Source organism: Nocardia sp. FBN12 (assembly GCF_054031145.1).
The window spans coordinates 1,340,212-1,360,600 of sequence record NZ_CM132926.1; the positions used below are offsets into that span (position 1 = coordinate 1,340,212).

Consider the following 20,389-nt stretch of genomic DNA (forward strand, 5'->3'; position numbering starts at 1 on the left):
TCAGTCCCGGTCGCCGCGGACTGGCGTCGGAGCAGCTCCGGAAGGTGTCGAGGGGGAGGGGATTTCGTGTTCCGGTGCGGGCTGCAGGCGTTTCAACCACGCGGGCGCCCACCAGCAGGCGTCCCCGAGCAGCCGCATGGACGCAGGCACCAGCAGCATCCGCAGGATGGTGGCGTCGATGAACAGCGCGGTGACCATGCCGAAGGCGATGTACTGCATCATCAGCAGATCCGACAGCGCGAACGCGCCGGTGACCACCAGCAGGATCAGTGCGGCCGCGGTGATGATGCGGCCGGTGCGGGCGATCCCCGCCTGCACCGCCTCGGTGGTGGAAGCACCCGCGGCCCTGGCTTCGACGACGCGCGACAGCAGGAAGACCTCGTAATCGGTCGACAGCCCGTAGACCACCGACACGATCACCACCAGGACCAGCGACATGATCGGTTGCGGGGTGAAGCCGAACAACCCCGCGCCGTGCCCGTCGATGAACACCCAGGTGAGCACACCCAGCGTGGCACCGAGGCCGAGCAGGTTCAGCACGGCGGCCTTGAGTGGCAGCACCAGCGAGCCGAATGTCAGCGCCATCAGCAGTGTGCTGGCCAGGAAGACGAACAGGATCATCAGCGGCATCCGCTCGACCAGGGCGTCGATGCTGTCCTTCTCCACGGCGGGCTGCCCGCCGACCATCAGTGTCGTGCCCGGCGGCAGCGGCATCGACCGCAGATAGTCGATGGTCGCCTCGGCGTCGCCGGACCCGGCGAGCACGGACTGGGTGGTGAGGACCTGGGGCTGGAACGGCGACTGCATCGGTTCGGCGAACGGCGCGGCCAGGCCGGGGGCGTGGTTGGCGTCGGCGCGGACGGTATCGGCGGTTTCGGGGTCGAAAGTGACGATGACCAGGTCGATCGGGTCGATCTGGCGTAGCGGGAACAGCTCGTCGAAATGCTGCTGGGCCAGGCGCGTCGGATGGTCGGGCGGGAGGAAGCGTTCGTTGATGGAGCCGAAGGCAAGATGCTGGATCGGGAGGATGAGCAGCAGCAATCCGAGACAGATCGGAATCGCCACCGCCAGCGGACGTTTCATGACCGCTGCGGCGAACCGGCCCCATCTGTTGCCGGGCACATTCGCGACCGGTGCGCGGAACCAGTCGACGCCGAGCCAGTCGACTCGCCTGCCCAGCACCGCCAGCATCGCGGGCAGCAGGGTGATCGAGGTGAGCGCGGCCAGCGAGACGGTGATCATGGCGCCGTAGGCGAACGATCGCAGGAAGCCCTGCGGGAACACGAGAATCCCGGCCGCCGCGACCACGACGATCAAGGCCGAGAACAACACCGTGCGTCCCGCCGTGGTCACCGAACGCCGGACCGCGTCCTCGACCGTGCGGCCGTCGGCGAGTTCCTCGCGGAATCGGCTGAGCACGAACAGTCCGTAGTCGATCGCCAGGCCGAGCCCGATCATCGAAACCACGGGCGAGACAAAGGAGTTCACCTCGGTAACCGCGGTGAGACAGCGCAACAGCCCCCACGCGCCGAGCATGGTGAGCCCGCCGACGATCAGCGGTAGCGCCGCGGCGACGACGCCACCGAACAGGAAGAACAGCAGCACCGCGACAGCGGGAACGGCGAACAGCTCCACCCGCCGCTGATCCTGAACCATGGTGTCGTTCAACGCGAGTGCCACCGGTTGCCCGCCCGCGAGCTCGACCTCGACGCCGGGGATCACGAACTCCTCGGCGATCTCGCGGTAGTTGCGGCCCTGTTCGGTGGGATCGAGGCCGCTGATCGCGACCGAGGCGAACGCGTAATCCTTCGCGGGCGAGCCGAAGACATCAGGAAGCGCCACGCCGGTATCGGTCGGCCAGTACGCGCCGTTGACGCGGTCGATCTGGTCCGGGAACCGCTGGGGCAGGCTGTTCAGGCCCGCCACGACGGTCCCGGCGAACGCCGGATCGTCGATGGTGGTGCCCTCGGGTGCCCGGACCAGCAGGATCACATCACTGCTGTGGTCGCGGCCGAACGCGTTGTCGCGCACGTGCGCCGCGCGCACCGATTCCGACGACGGATCGTCGAACCCCTTCGCACTCAGATCCGCACCGAGGCCGAGTCCGTAGGCGCCGAGCGCCAGCAATCCGGTCACCATCACCATGATCACCAGATATCGCCGCCGCACGACGGTGTCTGCCCACTGGTTCAACTCGGCGAACACATTCGCCTCCCAACTGCTCGCGATGGGTCGAACTTGTCAGGAGTCGGTGGTCTTTTCGGTCGCTACCGCGCAATGTTGCGGTCGGTCACAATGCTTCTCGGAATACTGTTGTGAGCCATAACTTCGCGATATGGGTCCGATCACAGCGGACCTCGCTATCACCCGTCCGAAATTCCAGACGTCGGTAATCGTCACGATCGCGACGGCGGCGGGCTTCTACGTTGACACCAACGGTCAAATGCCACAGGCCGGTCGAACCGGAGGAAATCGCGTGTCGGATATTGCCATTGTCGGAATCGGATGTCGGTTCGCGGGCGGAATCGATTCCCCGGAATCGTTCTGGGACTTTATCGTCGACAAGCGCGACGGTGTCGTCGAGATGCCCGCCGATCGCTGGGATTGGCGTCGCTACTACGACCCGGAGCCGCGGACGCCGGGGCGCAGCTACACCAAACACGGTGCCTTCATGACCGGTGATCCGTGGGCATTCGATCCCGACTTCTTCGGGATCTCGCCGCGTGAGGCGACGGTGCTCGACCCGCAGCAGCGGCTGATGCTCGAGGTCACCTGGGAGGCCCTCGACGACGCCGGGATCGCGGGGCGCTCGGCAGGCGCGCAGATCGGCGTCTACGTGGGCGGCTTCGTCGTCGACCAATCGGTCATCGGTGTGGTCGGCCCCGCGCTGTTCCATACCGATATGCACACCCCGGCCAGTGCCTCGTACACGATGCTGTCCAATCGCATCGCCTACGCGCTGAACCTGGTCGGCCCGGCGATCACGGTCGATACCGCCTGCTCGTCGTCGCTGGTCGCGCTGCACCTGGCCTGCCAGGCTCTCGACAACGACGACTGCCGGGTGGCCGTGGCCGGCGGCGTCAACGTGATGCTGCAGCCGGAAACCTTCGTCCTCATGTGCAAGGGCGGGTTCCTGGCCACGGACGGTCGCTGCAAGTCCTTCGACGCCTCGGCCGACGGCTACGGCCGCGGTGAAGGCGCCGGGATGGTGGTGCTGAAGAAGCTCGACGACGCTGTGCGCGACGGTGATCGCGTCTACGCGGTGATCAAGGCGACGGGGTCGAACCAGGACGGCCGCACGACCGCGATCACCGTGCCCAATGTCGACTCGCAGGAGGCGTTGGCGCGCACGGTGTGTGAGCGCTCTGGCCTCGCTCCCGGCGAGATCACCTACCTGGAGGCGCACGGCACCGGAACGCTGGTCGGCGATCCGGTCGAATTGCGCGCGCTCGGCAGGGTTTTCGGCTCCCCATCCGGGCGCACCGGCACTATCGGCGTCGGCTCGGTGAAGGCGACGATCGGCCATACCGAAGCCGCCGCGGGTGTGGCCAGCGTGATCAAGGCCGCGCTGGCGCTGCGGCATCGCACGGTGCCGCCGCAGGGCTGGCTCGACAATCCGAACCCCGACATCCCGTTCGACGAGCTCGGCCTGCACGTCCAGACCGAGGCGCGGCCGCTGCCCGCCGACGGCGTGCCGATGTCGGTGGCGGTCAACGGATTCGGCTACGGCGGGACCAACGCCCACGCGATCCTGCAGGAGTTCCGGGCGCCCGCATTGTCGACCGCACCGGCCCGCCACCTCGGCATCCTGCCCATCTCCGCCCGCAGCACCGGTGCCGCGCGTGCGCTGGCGGGCCGGTTCGCCGAGCTGATCACCGCGGGGGCCGACCCGGATCGGCTGGCCGAAGCGGCGTGGACCCGGATGGCGCACCACCCGTTCCGTACCGGTGTGCTGCTGGACGGCTCCGCCGACGAGGTGGTTCGTGAGCTGCACGAATACGCGTCGGGCACCGGCCGCGACGCCGGCCGCACGGTCTCCTCCGGTGCCGCGGAGCCGGTCTTCGTGTTCTCGGGGATGGGACCACAGCACTGGCAGATGGCGCGCGGGCTGCTCGCGGCCGGGGGCGCGTTCGCCGACACCGCCGAGGAGATCGACGCGCAGTTCCGCGCGATCGCGGGCTGGTCGATCATCGAGGAATTGCGCAAGCCAGAGGACGAGTCACGGGTCACCAGTACCGAGGTCGCCCAGCCTGCCAATTTCCTTGTCCAAGTGGGCCTTGTGCGCGAGCTGGCCGAATACGGCATCGTCCCCGCGGCCATCGTCGGGCACAGCGTGGGTGAGGTGTCGGCCGCGTATGTCAGCGGCATGTTGTCCCTGCGCGAGGCGGTGCGCGTGGCTTATCACCGGGCGCGCCTGCAGGCCACCACCGCGGGAACCGGCGGGATGCTCGCCGTCGCGATGACCAGGGAGCAGGCCGACGCGCTCATCGCCGACGACCCCCGCGTCGACATCGCCGCCATCAACAGCCCCACCTCCTCGACCCTGTCCGGCGACGTCGACCGGCTCGACGAGATCGCCGAAAAGCTCACGGAGGACGGCATATTCGCGCGCCGGCTCCGAGTCGAAGTGCCGTATCACAGTCGGCTGATGGACCCGATCCGCGACGAACTGCGCACGGCGCTGGCGGATCTGGCGCCGAAGCCGCCGGTGGTGCCGCTGTACTCCTCGGTGACCGGGGAACTCGTCACCGAAGGCGATTGGAACGCCGAGTACTGGTGGTCCAATGTCCGTCAGCCCGTGCGGTTCTTCGCCGCGATCGGCAGCCTGATCGCCGCGGGTAGCCGGATCTTCCTCGAGGTCGGCCCGCACCCGGTGCTGTCGGGCAATATCCGCGAGGCGCTGGTCGACGCGGATGTGCACGGGACCACCGTGCCCACTCTGGACCGTGAGCAGTCCGATTCGCACAGCGTCCGGCGCACCCTGATCGGGCTGCACGCCGCCGGTGTCCTCGACCGTGAACTGCTGTTCCCGGCCGAGCGCGGCGCCACCGCGCACGTGCCGCTGCCGCGCTATCCCTGGCAGCGCACCCGCCTGCACTCGGCGCTGCCCCTGTTCGAACAGGCCCGCCTCGGCACGCCCGACGGTTACGCGATGCTCGGCGATCCCGATGTGGAGGGTCGTCCGGAGTGGTTGTTGCAGGTGGGGACCGAACTGCTGCCGTGGCTGGCGGATCACGTCGTCAACGGTGTCAAGATCATGCCGGGTGCGGCGTACCTGGATGCGGCATTGAGTGCGACCGCGCAGCGGATCGGAAGTAAACAGGTTGCGCTGGAAGGTGTTCGGTTCGTCGCACCGCTGATCATGGGTGCCCCTGATGTGCCACTGGTCGCGATGAGTGTCGAGGAGGCCAGCGGTCGCTTCCTGATCAGATCGCGCAGCGCCACCGGTACCGCGTGGACGGTGCACTCGACGGGTCGCACCTTGACCGGGAGCCACGAGCAGACGCAGGTCGAGCTGCCGGTCATCGAGGTGGGTGTCGAGGTCGACCCCGCGATGTTCTACGCGGGCTTGGCATCGGCCGGCCTGCAGTACGGTCCGTCGTTCCAGCGGGTGACCTCGGTCCGGGTAGGACGCGATGTGGTGCTCGCTACGGTCGACGGCAGCATCGCCGCGAACTCCCGGCACCTGGCGCACCCGGCCGTGGTCGATGCCGCGATGCAGTGCGCGGCCATGCTTTTCACCGACGAACGGATCAACGAGGGCGTCATGGTGCCTGTCGGGGTGAGCGCCGTGCGTCTGCTCGCCGACCTGCCTGCCGCGATCACCGTGGTCGCCCGTCGCGATCCCAACGCGCGCCTGCGCGCCGATGTCGATCTGCTCGACCAGGACCGAAAGCTGGTCGCGCGCTTGACCGGATTGCAGATCGGCGCGCTCAAACCCGGCGACGACCCCCTGCACCGGATGGCCGATTTCTACTACACCGAAACGATGGAACAGTGCGATCCCCTCGACCCCGTGGCGCTCGCCGAGGCCGGATCGGTGTCCACGGTGATGGTCGCGCTCGGTGGCAGCGCGCGGACCGGTGCGCTCGCCGCCGCGATTCCGGGTGCGCGGGTGTATTTCGCCGACCCGGTCGGGGACTCGTTGGAAGCGGATCTGGTCGCGAACCTGACGGCGGCGAAAGCCGAAGGGACACAGCGGTTGCACGTCTGCGTGGTGGTCGGCGCCGGTACCGACGACGTCGCCGACCTGTGGACGCTCAAGCGCATCGCGGTCGCGGTGTCGGAATACGTGACCCCGACTGTGGAAGGCGCCGCACCGCAGATCCACTTCGGTGACGGCGCTGTCCATGCCACCCTGGTCACCGAATCCGCCTTCACCGCGCCCGGCGCCGAGGTCGCGCCCGACCCGCGCCAGGCCGCGCTCGCCGGTGCTCGCCGGGTGCTGCTCAACGAGCAGACCCCGCTGCGCTGGCGGCTCGTCGACACCGAGCCGAGCACGTCGATCGCCGATCTGGTCACCGAACTCGGTGTGCCGGGCGCTTTTTCGCTCGACAACGCCGACGAGGTCCTGCTGCGCGAGGGCCTGCGCTGGGCGCCGGTGGTGACGAAACCGCTGCCGGAGCGCATCGAAGAACTGGAAACCTCGCACCCGCTGGCCGACCCCGAGGCGAACTTCGAGCTGGATATGCCGCGGACCCGGCTGCTGTCGCAGGTGGCGTGGCGGGAGTGCCCGCGCCCACAACCCGCAGCGGGGGAAGTCGAGGTCGCGATGGCCGTGATCGGACTGAACTACAAGGACCCGCTCAAGGTCATCGGCCTGCTCGGCGAACGCGAACTGGCGCCGACGTATTTCGGGACGGTGCCCGGCATGGAGGGCATCGGCACCGTGGTGCGGGTCGGTGCCGATGTCACCGATGTCGCGATCGGGGACAAGGTCGCGGTGGCATCCAAGGGGATGATGCGCCGGTTCGCCGTCGTCGATCGGGCGCTGGCGGTGATCGTGCCCGCCGACACCGATCCCGGCTACTGCACCAGCACCATCGCCTTCGGCACGGCCGAGTATGCCCTGCACGACCTGGCCCGGCTCGAACCGGGCGAGACCGTGCTGATCCACGGCGCCGCGGGCGGTGTCGGAACCGCGGCGATCCAGGTGGCCAAAGCGATCGGCGCACGCATCATCGGTACCGCCAGCTCGCCGGAACGACGCGAGCACGTGCTCGCGATGGGCGCGGACTACGCGGTGAACTCGCGCTCGCTCAACTTCGTCGACGACGTGCTCGCCTTGACCGGCGGCGCCGGTGCCGATGTGATCATCAGCAGCGCCCCTGGCGAGATCCTGCGTCAGAACTTCAATGCCGCCGCCGAATTCGGTCGCATCGTCGAAGTCGGCAAGGCCGATATCTACACCGGTGGTCTGCTGGAACTGGCCAACTTCGACAAGAATCTCGCCTACTACTCGATGGACCTCGACCGCTTGGTCGCGGTGCGCCCGCAGCGACTGTCGCGCCTGCTGGAACGAGTGTTCGAGAAGGTCACCGAAGGCACCTACACCCCGTTGCCCTACCAGATGTTCGAGACGCACGAGGTGAGCAAGGCGTTCGAGGAGACACTGCGGTCCTCGCGGGTGGGTCGAGTCGCTCTGCGGATGGACGACCCACAGCCACCCGTCCGGCCTTACCTGCCCGCACTCGATATCGATGGCACCGCAAGCTATCTCGTCACCGGCGGGTTCGGCGGCTTCGGATTGGCGATCGGGCGTTGGCTGGCGTTGCGTGGCGCGCGCAGGCTGGTGCTGGTCGGGCGTGGCGGGGCGGCCACCGAGACCGCGCGGCGCCAGCTCGAGGCCTGGCGGGCACTCGGTATCGAGGTGATCGAGGAACAGGCCGACGTCACCGACGCCGACGCCGTCGCCGCGATCGTGGCGCGCGCGCATCGCGACGAACACCCGCTGCGCGGGGTCTTCCACGCCGCCGGCGCGGTGGCCGACAACCGGCTCGCCAAGATGGAGTTCGGTGAACTCGACCGCGTCTATCGCCCGAAAGTCCATGGTGCGCAGGCGATCCACCAGGCGGTCGCCGACGCGGGCATCGCCCTTGACATGTTCGTGCTGTGCTCCTCGGGCGGCTCGATGTATGGGATCTACGGTCAGTACAACTACTGCGCCGCCAATGTCGCCGTCGAAGCTCTGGCACGGCGGTGGGCCGCGGACGGTGAGCGCGCGCTGTGTGTCGGCTGGGGCCACCTCTCGGGTGCCTCGGGCGGCATGGCTTCGGACGAAACCGCCGAAAAATACTTGGACCTGGTCGGATTCGGTCCGATCGACATGGCCGACGCCACCGCCTACCTCGAACAGACCTTGTGTCTCGGCGCGACGAACGCGGCGATCATCCCCACCGATTGGGCGAAACTCACCGGAACCTTCCCGCAGTTGGTGCGCACCGGCCGCACCGCCGCGCTGGCGCGGTCGTCGGCGAAGGACACCTCCGAACTGGCCAGGCTCCGTGCGGAATTGGCCGCGATGGAGGAAGCCAAGCGTGGGCCCGCCATCGCCCGCAAGATGGCCGACGAACTCGCCGTGGTGATGGGGGTTCCGGTCGAGTCGATCGATATGACGGTGCCGGTACCGGAACTGGGGCTGGACTCGTTGATGGCCGTCGAATTGGGCGCCCGGGTCACCAAGACACTCGGCATCGACCTGATGTCGATGCAGATGGGCCGCTCGTTCAGTCTGGAACAGGCCGGACCAAAGGTCGCGGAACTGATTCTGGCGTCCGAACCCGCTGTCACACCGCCACTTCCGTCAGCTTCGGGTGACACCGCGCCGCAGGAGGCGGTGGTGCCCGAACAGTGGACTGTCGATCAACCGGTGGCGGCCTCGATGGCGGGATCGCACTGATGGTCGACTTCGGCTTGATCGACGAATGGCGGCCGACACCCGGCCGGCTCGTGACCTGGTTCGCCTCGGCGGACTCGGTCGCGCGGGCGGCGCGGGCGCCCGCCCACCCGGCACCGCCGTCGTTACAGCAGGAGCAATACCTGCGCCTGGCCGACCGGCACGCCGAGGCGGACTTCCGGTTCTCGGGGCTGTGCCTGGTCACCGCCGAGATCCCCACCGGTGACCTCGACCGCGATGCGATCACCCGCGTGATCCACGCCTTCCTGATGCGCCACGACACCTTTCGCACCTGGTTCGCTGTCGAACACGGTGGCACGGTGCGCCGTCACCTGGTGCCCGAGGCCGATGTCGAGTTCGTCCCGGTCGACTACGGTTTCGTCGACGACCCAGAGGCGATCTGCCGGCACGTCGAGAAGACCACGCCCGGCCCGTTCCACTGGGATTGCTTCACCTTCGGCACCATCGAGCACGAAGATTCCACCACCGTGTACCTGGCCGTCGACCATCTGCACACCGACGGCCTCGGGCAGTACCTGTCGGCGGCCGACTTCGCCCAGCTCTACGCCGCCGAACTGTGGGACGAGGCCGAACCGCTCGCCCCCGCGGCGAGCTACCTCGACTACTGCCGCAACGAACGGTTCTTCAGCGATCAGCAGAGCCTGAGCTCGCCGGGCGTGAAGAAGTGGCTCGCCCTGCTGGGCGGCAACGACAACAAGCTGCCGAGCTTCCCGCTGGACTTGGGCGCGAAGACCGACGGCTATCACCGCAGCGCGCACCGCGCCATCGTGCTGCTCGACGACGAGCAGGCCGGCCGATTCGAAGAAGTGTGCCGGGCCAACGGCGCCGATTTCGCCGGCGGTGTGTTCGCGGCGGCCGCGTTGGCCGAACGCGAACTCGTCGGCTCGGACTACTACTTCGGGATGACTCCGGTCAGCACGAGAACCTCCGCGGCCGAGAACAATTCGGTGGGCTGGTACGTGACGCTGGTTCCGGTCGCCTTCCCGCTCAGCGACCGCACCACGATCGCCCGTGCGCTCAAGACCGCCCAGCGCGCCTACGACAGCGGACTGCTGTTGGCAGGCACCTCTTTTCACCGCGTTCTCGACCTCCTGCCCGCGGATTCCGAGATCAAGGTCGAACCGGGCTGGGTCACCCCGATGATCTCGTTCATCGACGCGAGGGACTTCCTCGGCAACGAACTGTTCGACAGCATGAACGCCGGCGTGTTCGCCAACCGCGCCGCCTCGGAGGAGGCGCTCATCTGGATCAACCGGCTGCCTGGCCGGACCTCGCTGAGCGTCATCTTCCCCGATACCGCGATCGCGCAGGAGTCGGTGGGTCGCTACCTGGACACCATGAAATCCGTATTCGGAGCCATCATCGACAGCGCCGCGGAGCACCCATGATCCGAGAAGAGTTCGTACCGACCATCTTTCGTGACCCGGGCATTCCCGACGGCGAGAAATCGCGCTACCACGTCGGCATCGCCGGTGAGCCGGGCGGCTTCGAGGTCTGCCATGTCGTCGTGCACGACCGGGGCGGGTATCGCACGACACTCGAGGCGAGTCCTGAGGGCAACAGCGACCGTGAACTGGTCATGACCGTCGAGCAGCGCATCGGGCGCATCGAGGGGCGACTGCACGCGGAAACCTATCGCGCGCAGACCCGGTCGGGCTCGACGGTGGTGTCGCGTGAGGAGGTGAATTTCGTCGACACCGTGCATCTGCAGTTCGGTGGCCTGCCCGGGCCGTTCCCCCCGAATGTGATGCCGATCGCCGGGGGTCTGACGATGCTGCGTGGACTGGAATTCGCCGAGGGGCTGGTCGAATCGGTCGATGTGTGGCTCGCGTCGGCGGTGCACTGGCCACTGCTCGTCCGGGTGGAGAAACAGGTCGTCTTCGCGGGACCCGCCGGGGTCTTCCCGTGCTGGCAGGTGCGGTTGCGGCCCGGCTTCGACCAGGTGAACGGCATGCTGGACAAGATGGTCGGCTCTGTCGTGCCGCCGTTCATCGCGCTGTTCGAGGTGGCGGCACCGCATCGAATGGTGCAGCTGAATTTCCCGACCCAGATGTCGATGTCGGCCCCGCGCGCGACGATGGAGCTCGTGTCATGAGCGACCACGCCGGGGCCGCGAAGGTGGCGGTGCCCGAGCTCGGTGCGTGGCTGGCCTTCGGTGCGTGCCTGATCGCGGTGTTCATGCAGATGATCGATGTGACGATCGTGAATACCGCGCTGCCGAATCTGACCGCCGACCTCGGTGCGTCGAGATCGGCTCAGCTGCTGGTGATTTCGGGCTATGCGCTCGCATTCGCGTGCACCCTGCTCACCGCCGCGCGGATCGGCGCGATGGTCGGTCGGCGGCAGATGTTCCTGGTGTCGGTGGCGGCCTTCACCGCCGCCTCGGTGTGGTGCGGGTTGGCCGGCGGCGCGACCGAATTGGTGATCGCCCGGGTTGTTCAAGGGGCGGCGGGGGCCGGTATGGCAGCCCAGACGATCGCGATTCTCACGGCCGGTTTTCCGCGTGCACGGCATCCGTTGGTGTTCGCGCTGTACGGGGGAGTGGCCGGGTTCGCCGGGATGCTCGGGCCGATTGTCGGCGGCGTACTGCTCACCATCGACATCGGTGGGTGGGGGTGGCGGTCGGTCTTCTTGATCAATCTGCCGATCGGGCTGTTCGCGTTCGCGCTGGCCTGGAAGTTCCTTGACCGCGCACGTCCGGAAGGTCGCCATCGACTCGACCTGGTCGGTGCCGCGCTGTCCGGGGTCGGCCTGTTCGCCCTGATCGCCGGGATTGCGCAGATCCAGCAGTACGGGTGGCGGCTCGACCTCGTCGCCGTCACCGGCGCCGGGCTCGTCCTGATCGGGGTGTTCCTCGCGCACCAGCGCGGCCGGACCGCGCGTGGCGACAACCCGCTCGTGCGCCTCGACCTGTTCGGCAACCACGGTTTCCGGATCGGTTCGGTGCTGGTCGGCGCCTTCTTCGGACTGTTCACCGCGTTCGTGTTCGCCGCCTCGATCACCATGCAGGATGTGCTCGGCTATTCGCCGCTGCGCACCGGCATGGTGATGACCCTGTTCGCGCTTGGCGCCGGCGCGGGCGCCATCGGTTCGCTGATTCTGGTTCCCCGCTGGGATATCCGGGCGCTGGCTGCCGGGATCGCGCTGTTCGGCGGATGTATCGGCGCGGGTGGGGTGTACCTGCACCTGGTTGACGGGGTGGCGAGCGCGCTGCTTTGCGCGGGACCGGTGTTCGCGGCCGGATTCGGGGTCGGGGTCTTCGGTGTGCAACTGCAACCGATGATGCTGTCCGGGTTGGACGCCGATCGGATGGCGGAGGCCTCGGGTGTGTTGCCGACCGTCGAGCAGGTCGGGAACGCGGTCGGCCTCGCGGTGTTGACCACGGTGTTCTTCCGTTCGCACAGCCTCGGCGGCAGCATCATGATGATGGGTGCGATCGCTGTGGTCGCCTTCGTTCTCGCCGGCCTGACGTTGGCGATGCCGTCGCGCGAGCGGCGGGAACGGGCCGCGGCGGGCGTTGCTCATGCCGCTGTGACAGGCCGCGGCTAGCGTCGACCAGCGTTTGTGTCGGACCAGGCTGCCAGACTCTGGCAGGTGAGGTGGGCGATTGCGGAGACGGGCGATGGTGGCGCCCGGTTGTGTCCGCTCGATCAGGATGGTCGACCCGCGGGACCGGTGGTCGATGAGGCCTCGCTCGTCGAGGCGGTGCGGTCGCGTCCCGAGGTCGAGCGGTGGGTGTGGCGATCCACCGCGGAGATCTACCGGACGCTGTTGGCGGCGGGCGTGCGCGTCGAGCGTTGTTATGACGCGCAGGCGGCGGAGGCGCTGCTGATCGGGTACGAGGAAGGGCAGTCGGGCCAGGCGCGGTCGCTGGCGGCGGCCTGGGCGCGGCTACACAATTTGCCCGTCCCACCGGATGCGCCGTTGCGGGCCGCGCAGACCCAGCCGTCATTGTTCGAGTCGGGCCCCGCACCGTTACCGCCCGGAATCGACGAGTTCGCCGCCCTGCTCGCGGTCTATGCCGCACAGGTCGCCCGCACCGCCGCGACCGAGCATCCGGACCGGATGCGGCTGCTGCTCGCGGCCGAATCGGCGGGCATGCTCGTCGCCGTCGAGATGGGCGGGCTCGGAATCCCGTGGCGTGCCGATGTGCATCGCGAATTGCTGGATTCGATGCTGGGAGAACGCTTTGCGGGCGGCTCGGAACCACGCCGGATGGCCGAGCTCGCCGACGAGGTGTCGCGGGCGTTCGGGACCGGAGTGCGCGTGCGGCCCGACCTCCCCGCCGACATCATCAGAGCCTTCGGTCGCGCCGGGATCCTCCTGTCCTCCACCAGGAAATGGGAACTCCAGCAGATCGACCACCCGGCCGTCGCCCCGCTCTTGGCCTACAAATCGCTGTACCGCCTGTACACGGCGCACGGCTGGTCCTGGCTCGAACAGTGGGTGCACGGCGGCCGCTTCCGGCCCGAGTACCTGCCGGGCGGCACCGTCTCGGGCCGCTGGACTACCAATGGCGGTGGCGCACTACAGATTCCGAAAGTGATCCGGCAAGCGATCCGCGCCGACCCCGGCTGGTCGCTGGTGGTCGCCGACGCCGACCAGATGGAACCGAGGGTGCTCGCGGCGATCTCGCGTGACCCTGGCTTGATGGACGTGGCGGGCCGCGGCGAAGACCTGTACGCGGACCTGGCGGCCCGTGGATTCGGCGGCGACCGGGACCAAGCCAAGCTCGCAATGCTCGGCGCCATCTACGGCCAGACCTCCGGCGACGCCCTGACCCACATGGCGGGCCTGCGCCGGCGATACCCGGCCGCCGTGGCCTACGTCGACGACGCGGCGCGGGCAGGCGAGGAGGGCCGCCTCGTGCGCACCTGGCTGGGCCGCACCTGCACACCGCTGTCGGTCGCGCCCGACGACACAGACACACCGCAAGCCACCCGCGCCGATTCCGCCGCCCGCGCCCGCGGCCGCTTCACCCGGAACTTCGTGGTGCAGGGCAGTGCCGCCGATTGGGCACTGCTGGTGCTGGCGGGCATCCGGCACGCGATCCGCGACCTCCGCGCGGAACTCGTCTTCTTCCAGCACGACGAGGTGATCGTGCACTGTCCGACCGAGGAAGCCGCCACCGTCGCCGCGGCGATCGCCACCGCCGCGAACACCGCGGGGCGGATCGCCTTCGGACAGACCCCGGTCCGGTTCCCGTTTACCACGGCGGTGGTCCAGTGCTACGGCGACGCCAAGTAGACCGCGGGCCGCTACGGCAGTGCCGCCGTTCGGAACGGGATTCGTTCTACGCCGAGCCTGGCGGTCTCGCGGACCCGGCCGACGGGACAGTGCTCGCGTCCCGGGCGATCGAGCCCGCGGTGCCGGTGCTGGTCTACCGCGAAGTCTCCCCAGGGTGGATGCTGATTCGAGCACGTTGTTCGACGCTGGGATCGCTCGGTTCGCAATGCACGCGCAATGAAAAGGAGCTGCCATGGCACGGTCACGCAGCGCGCTCGGTTTCCACACGCTGGTTCCACCGACTCGCCACGCGCCGGGGGCGAGGCTGTACTACGAGACACGCGGGACAGGACCGCTGCTCGCGTTGCTCGGCACCCCGCTCGGTACCGACGCTTACGCAGAGTTAGCCGAACTCCTCGCCACCGAACGCACGGTGCTCACCTACGACCCGCGAGGAACTCACCGCAGCACCAGCGAGTCCGACGCCTACGACGACACTCCCGAACTGCGCGCGTCCGATCTGTCCCACCTCCTGGCAGCCGTCACCGACGAACCGGTCGACCTCTTCGGCAGCAGCGGCGGAGCACTGACAGGTATCGCCCTCGTCACCGCGAGCCCCGGCCGCGTGCGGACACTGGTAGCCCACGAACCCCCGGTCATCACCGCTCTGCCGGACGCAGCCGAGATCCGTACCCGAATCGACGAGGTCGTCACGGCGTTCCACACCGCCGGAGCCCCAGCCGCCTGGGCTCAGTTTCTCAGTGTCACGGGCATGCCCACCTCGTCCGACGGCGACGACGACACACCCGACTCCCGACCCGATGAGAACGCCGACCCCGATGGCGACTACTTCCTCACCCGCATGCTGCCCCACACCCCCCGCTACTACCCCGATCTCCCGGCGCTGCGGGCAGCCGACACCCGGGTGCTGTTCGGCGTCGGCGCGGACAGCGGTGACCAACTGCCGCGCCGCGCGACAACAGCACTCGCTACGCGGCTGCACCACCGAGTCACCGAGTTCCCCGGCGGCCATCTCGGCTATCTCACCCATCCCAGCGAATTCAGCGCTCTGCTCGACCGGCACCTGCGCGCGTGAGCACACCACAGCGCACCGGCAAGGGGCTGCGCGAGGCGGCCGATGCAGGGAAAGAGGTGGCGACCTGCTGCCGCACCGAACCGATCGCGAATGTCGGGACCGTAGATGTCGGTGGGTATCGGTAGCGTCTTGTCCGTGGAAACAGGGGAACGAATCCAAGAACTCGCCGACCGGATGGTCGTGCTGCGCGATGCCTACTACCAGGGTGCGCCGCTGGTCGCCGACGCGGAATTCGACGCGATCGAAGACGAACTGCGTGCCCTGATCGCGGCGCATCCCGACCTCGCGCCGGATCCCAACCCCCTGGACCAGGTCGGTGCGCCCGCGGTGCTGCACGCCCCGGTCCGGCACGCGCGGCCGATGCTCTCGCTGGAGAAGTCGACCAAACCGGAACAGGTCGCGGCGTTCTTCGATCGTTTCCCCGGCCAGTCGGTGGTCGTGATGCCCAAGCTCGACGGGTTGTCGCTGTCGCTCGTCTACGAGAACGGGCGGCTGGCGCGTGCGGTGACCCGCGGCGACGGCACCACCGGCGACGACGTGACCCCGCTGGTCCGGGCCCTCGTCGACGGAGCTCCCGAGCGCATCGAGCTACCCGGCCGCGTCGAAGTGCGTGGCGAGGCGGTGATGTTGCGCTCGACCTTCCTCGCCTACAACACCGCGCACCCGGACAAGCCGCTGATCAATCCACGTAACGCCGCCGCGGGCACGCTGCGGGCCAAGGACCCGGCCACCGTGTCGGAGCGGCGCCTGCTATTCTTCGGCTTCGACCTCGACACCTCGGCCGACGACGCCGCGCACGACCTGGGCGAGGGCCTGCGCGCGATCGGGGTCGCGGGTGCGCAGATGCGGTTGTGCGCCGACGCCGCGCAGGCGCAGGCGGCGATCACCGAGATCGAGCAGGGCCGCAATGATCTGGACTACGACATCGACGGCGCGGTGCTGCGGCTGGCCGACCGAGATGCCTACGCGGCGGCCGGAACCCGGTCGAATTCCCCGCGTGGCGCGCTGGCGTTCAAGTTCGCCGCCGAGGAGAAGACCACCCTGCTGCGCGAGGTGATCTGGGACGTCGGCAAGACCGGCAAGATCGTTCCCGTCGCGTGGCTGGAGCCGGTGTTCGTGGGCGGCACGACGGTCACGAAGGCCACCCTCGCCAACCAAGAGGTGATCAGGGCCCGCGATATCAAGATCGGCGACACGGTGCTGGTGCGCCGCGCGGGTGATGTGATCCCGTTCGTGGCCGGTGTGCTCGACGCCGCCAAGCGCACGGGCGAGGAGCTCGAGATCGTCTCGCCCACCGCCTGTCCGTCGTGTGGACAGCCCGTCACCGAGCAGGGAAACAGTCGAGAACTGTTCTGCACCAACGTTTCCTGTCCCGCCCAAACGGTGCGCAGGCTGATCCACTGGGCCTCGCGCGCGGCCGCCGACATCGATGCCATCGGCGGAGTGTGGATCGAGCGCCTCGCCGAGGCCGGAATTCTCGAAAGCCCGTCGGACTTCTACACGCTCACCAAGGAGCGGCTGCTCGAATTCGATCGCATCGGCGAGATCTCCGCCGCGCGGATGATCGATACGATCGACGCCAGCCGCCAGGTCGGCCTGCGCCGCGCCCTGATCGGCCTCGCGATCCCGATGGCCTCCGACGGCACCGCCGCGCGGCTGGCCCGCTCGGGCTTCGGCTCCTTGGAAGAGGTCGCCGACGCGGGCGAGGAACGACTCGTCGGGGTGGAGGACATCGGCCCCAAGGTCGCCGCCTCCCTGGTCGCCCACCTGACGCGGCTGCGTCCAGAACTGGACCGCCTGCGCGAACTCGGTGTCTCCCTTGACGTGCGCGAGGAGGACCTGCCGCCGGTGATCGCGGCCGGCGCACCCCTCGAGGGCAAAACCGTGGTGATCACCGGCGCGATCAGCGACCCACGCTCCGGCGAGAAGGTCGCCCGGCCGACGTTCCAGCGTCTGTGCGAGCAGGCGGGAGCCACGGCGGCATCCTCGGTCTCGGCGAATACCGACATGCTCATCACCGGCGCGGGCGTCGGTGACAGCAAACTCGCCAAGGCCGAGAAGCTCGGCGTCGAGGTCGTCGACCAGGGCGAGATCTGGAAACTGCTGATCGACGCCAAGATCATCTGACGAGCGCGGGCCTGGCAGCCTTCAGCCGGCCTGCGTAGTCAACCGTGGCCATTGGCGCAACAGGCGATTCGAGTGCACCGGCACCGCCCAATGATCCGAAAAGCCCTGCGCCGGAAGCTGACTCCCGACGCAGGTAGCCCGCTCACTCGGACCGATGGTCGGGGTCCCGGTCGGTGACGTAGTCCTTGGCCCAGCGGTAGTCGGGTTTGCCACTGGGGGAGCGGGAGATCGTGTCGGCGATCCAGAGGAGTTTGGGGATCTTGTATCCGGCCAGGTGCGGACGCACATGGGTGTGGACGGCGTCGACGTCCAGGGTGTGGTCGGGAGCGATCGAGATGATCGCGGCGACCTGCTGACCCCACCGTTCGTGCGGGACGCCGATGACCACCGCGTCGTAGATCGCGTCGTGCGACTTCACGACGGCCTCGACCTCCTCGGGGAACACTTTCTCGCCACCGGTGTTGATCACCATGTTGCCGCGGCCGATCAGGGTGATCGAGCCGTCGGCCTCGGCGCGGGCCCGGTCGTCGGTGACGACGATGCGGGCGCCGTCCACCGTCTTGAACAGCCGGGCCGTGCGCTCGGGGTCGTTGTAGTAGCCGAGCGGGACCGCGCCCGTCTTGGCCAGCCAGCCCTCCTCGCCGGGCCCGACCGGCTTGCCGTCCTCGTCGACGACCACCGCGCCGCGTCCGGTCTGCACCCGGGGACCGCGCGCCGGATCGTCGTCCTTCTGTGCGAAACCGATACCGCCGAAACCGGTTTCGGACGAGCCGATCGAGTCCGACACCATCGACGTCGGAAACTTCTCCAGCAGCGCGTTCTTCACCGGCTGGGACAGCAGCGCCGCCCCCGAGGCGATCACGAGCAGCGAGGCGGCGTCGACCGGCTCCGTATCGAAGGCATCGATGAGCGGGCGAGCCATGGCGTCGCCGGTGATGACCATGACATGCGGTCGATGGGTGGCGACCGACTGCCAGATCTGCGCCGGGTCGAACCGCGGCTCGAACAGCACGGCGTTACCCGACCACAGGGCGTTGAAGGTCGGCATCATCGCCGCGGCGTGGATCAGCGGCGGGAGCACGAACCAGATGCTCGGCACCCCCTGCGCACCGGTCGCCGACTGCTGGAATTCATCGCGCACCGGTTCGCCGGTGTAGAAGTCGATGCCGCCGCCGAGGACGCGCCACATGTCCTCCTGGCGCCACATGACGCCTTTGGGCATGCCGGTGGTACCACCGGTGTACATCATGAACAGGTCGTCCGCGGTGCGAGTGACCTGCGGGCGGGACGGCTTTCCGGCGGCGACGAGTTGGTCGTACCGGATCGCTCCGGTGCCCGCTGCGCCGATATCGCGGTCGTCGTCGACGCAGATCGACCGGCGCACCGTCGGCACGAGTGCGAGGGCCGCGCGGACCGTCTCTTCGTAACAGGCGTGATAGACCAGGACTTCGAGGTCGGCGTTGTCGTAGACATAGGCCAGCTCGGTCGGGCTGTATCGGTAGTTGATATTGATCGGGACAGCGGCCAGCTTGAAGCAGGCGATCAATGTCTCCATGGTTTCGATGCTGTTGTGCATCTGGAATCCGACGTGCGTGCCGTGTCCAACGCCCGACCCGGCCAGCTGGTTCGCGAGCTGGTTGGCGCGAATATCCAGCTCCCGGAACGACACTCGACGGTCGCGCTGTATCAGCGCGATCCGATCGGGCATGGCGTCGACGGAGTGTTCGAACAGGTCGGCGAAGTTGTTGGCCATGTCAATCTCTCTCGGCGATCTCTCACACGACGGTGAGCGGCAGGGGCTTTCCCCGGTCGGTGAAGGAGAAGCCCGCACCGGTGCTGAAACGGGTCACCGCGACTTCGGACGCTTCCCGGAAGGGGTGGTCGGCCTGGTCGATCTCGACGGTCCAACCGTGCTGGTCGGTGCCGGCGAGACGGGTGACGAACCGCGGGTCGACGCCGCGGACCAGGGCATCGAGCGGGCGAAGGTCATCGGCGGTCAGCATCGACGGCCACGCGCCATCGGTCTGCGCCCCACTGGTATGCGGAAAACGTAGACGCACAGCGGAGTTCGCGAGCGCGATCTCGATCCCCGTGTAGCTCAACGGGTTCAGTGCCGGATGCAGACGCAGGACCGTGGCGAGCGCGTGCGGATCGTGGCCGAGGTCGAGGCACTTGCGCAGGCGCTCGGAGGTCAGTCCGGCGATCCCGGCGAACTGCTTGCGCCCGATGCCGAGCGCGGTGGCCGCATCGGAACGCTCTCTGATGGCGACCATGAAACCGAGCGTCAGCAGATGCTGTTGCAGGCAGATCTCGTCGGCCATCCGCCGCAACGCCGCGTGGGAGAAATCGGCGAACCGCAGATCACTCAGCAGCGGACCGGTGTAGTCGGCCTTGCCTTCTTCGCCCGGGTCGATCTCGGCCAGCTCCAGGCCGGCGGCAACGGAATTCGCGACGAGCGCGGCATTGCGGGGAATCGCTGGAGGCACGTGCGCGGGGTCGATGACGACGGTCCACGCGCACACCGGGGTCCGGTCGGCGGGCTTGCGCGGAGGACGGTGGATCGGCCGCACCTGGGCGTGCGGATTGGTGGCCAGCGCCGTCGCGTCGAAGGTGGGGTCCTCGATGTCGTGGCACATCGCCACCACGAACTCCTCGCCCATCGGCTCCACATCGGCCAGCGCCCCACAGTGGTCGAGCCAGAACTCGCCGTGATCGTGGTCGTCGACGCGGAACCGGAAGTCCATGAACTGCGGCGGCGCGCCGATATCGAGTTGCAGCCCCTTGAAGATGGTCTCGACGCTGTCGCCGCTGAAGCGCAGGGCCCGCTGCATTCGACGGGTGTAGATCGGACTGGCCAGCTGCCACTCCTCGATCGCGACCGCCGTCATCCCCTCACGGCCGAAAGCGCCGATGGTGTGTGCCATCCCGGACCGGTCGATGAGGTGACCGCACAGCAGCAACTCGGGAACCAGCACCGCCAGCTGATCTCTGGACAAGCCGGCGTAGCTGCTCATCGGGTCGAG

Annotated in this window: 10 protein-coding genes; 7 read left to right on the forward strand and 3 right to left on the reverse strand. The window is 68.3% G+C overall.

The features are described from left to right. Window positions 1–2,205 carry an MMPL family transporter gene (locus ACWZHB_RS06665; protein ID WP_427907043.1) on the reverse strand — a complete coding sequence of 735 codons (2,205 nt, stop codon included), beginning with the start codon at window positions 2,203–2,205 and terminating at the stop codon, window positions 1–3. Window positions 2,206–2,476: 271 nt separating this feature from the next. On the opposite strand from ACWZHB_RS06665, the gene ACWZHB_RS06670 reads away from it, so the two are divergent. The 7 genes from ACWZHB_RS06670 to ligA all read left to right on the forward strand — a co-directional run bounded on the left by ACWZHB_RS06670 (window position 2,477) and on the right by ligA (window position 17,366). Next, entirely contained in the window at window positions 2,477–8,899 is a 6,423-nt protein-coding gene (locus tag ACWZHB_RS06670; protein ID WP_427907044.1) for a type I polyketide synthase, read from the forward strand. After that, complete coding sequence (locus tag ACWZHB_RS06675; RefSeq protein WP_427907045.1) at window positions 8,899–10,305, forward strand: condensation domain-containing protein; 1,407 nt, start codon at window positions 8,899–8,901, stop codon at window positions 10,303–10,305. The genes ACWZHB_RS06670 and ACWZHB_RS06675 overlap by 1 nt, the downstream gene beginning before the upstream one ends. Next, the gene (locus ACWZHB_RS06680) at window positions 10,302–11,012 is read left to right on the forward strand and encodes a hypothetical protein (RefSeq protein ID WP_427907046.1); all 711 of its coding nucleotides are present in this window, start codon (window positions 10,302–10,304) and stop codon (window positions 11,010–11,012) included. The genes ACWZHB_RS06675 and ACWZHB_RS06680 overlap by 4 nt, the downstream gene beginning before the upstream one ends. Continuing rightward, window positions 11,009–12,466 carry an MFS transporter gene (locus ACWZHB_RS06685; protein ID WP_427907047.1) on the forward strand — a complete coding sequence of 486 codons (1,458 nt, stop codon included), beginning with the start codon at window positions 11,009–11,011 and terminating at the stop codon, window positions 12,464–12,466. The genes ACWZHB_RS06680 and ACWZHB_RS06685 overlap by 4 nt, the downstream gene beginning before the upstream one ends. Before the next feature lie 45 nt (window positions 12,467–12,511). Continuing rightward, the gene (locus tag ACWZHB_RS06690; RefSeq protein ID WP_427907048.1) at window positions 12,512–14,164 is read left to right on the forward strand and encodes a bifunctional 3'-5' exonuclease/DNA polymerase; all 1,653 of its coding nucleotides are present in this window, start codon (window positions 12,512–12,514) and stop codon (window positions 14,162–14,164) included. Window positions 14,165–14,396: 232 nt separating this feature from the next. Further along, a complete protein-coding gene (locus tag ACWZHB_RS06695; protein ID WP_427907049.1) occupies window positions 14,397–15,239 on the forward strand; it encodes an alpha/beta fold hydrolase in 843 nt (280 codons plus the stop codon). A gap of 135 nt (window positions 15,240–15,374) precedes the next feature. Next, entirely contained in the window at window positions 15,375–17,366 is a 1,992-nt protein-coding gene (gene ligA / locus ACWZHB_RS06700; RefSeq protein ID WP_427907050.1) for an NAD-dependent DNA ligase LigA, read from the forward strand. Window positions 17,367–17,508: 142 nt separating this feature from the next. On the opposite strand, the gene ACWZHB_RS06705 is transcribed toward ligA, so the two are convergent. Next, complete coding sequence (locus ACWZHB_RS06705; protein ID WP_427907051.1) at window positions 17,509–19,119, reverse strand: acyl-CoA synthetase; 1,611 nt, start codon at window positions 19,117–19,119, stop codon at window positions 17,509–17,511. Window positions 19,120–19,141: 22 nt separating this feature from the next. Then, on the reverse strand, window positions 19,142–20,380 hold the full coding sequence (locus tag ACWZHB_RS06710; RefSeq protein ID WP_427907052.1) for a hypothetical protein: 1,239 nt from the start codon (window positions 20,378–20,380) through the stop codon (window positions 19,142–19,144). Window positions 20,381–20,389 lie beyond the last annotated feature (9 nt).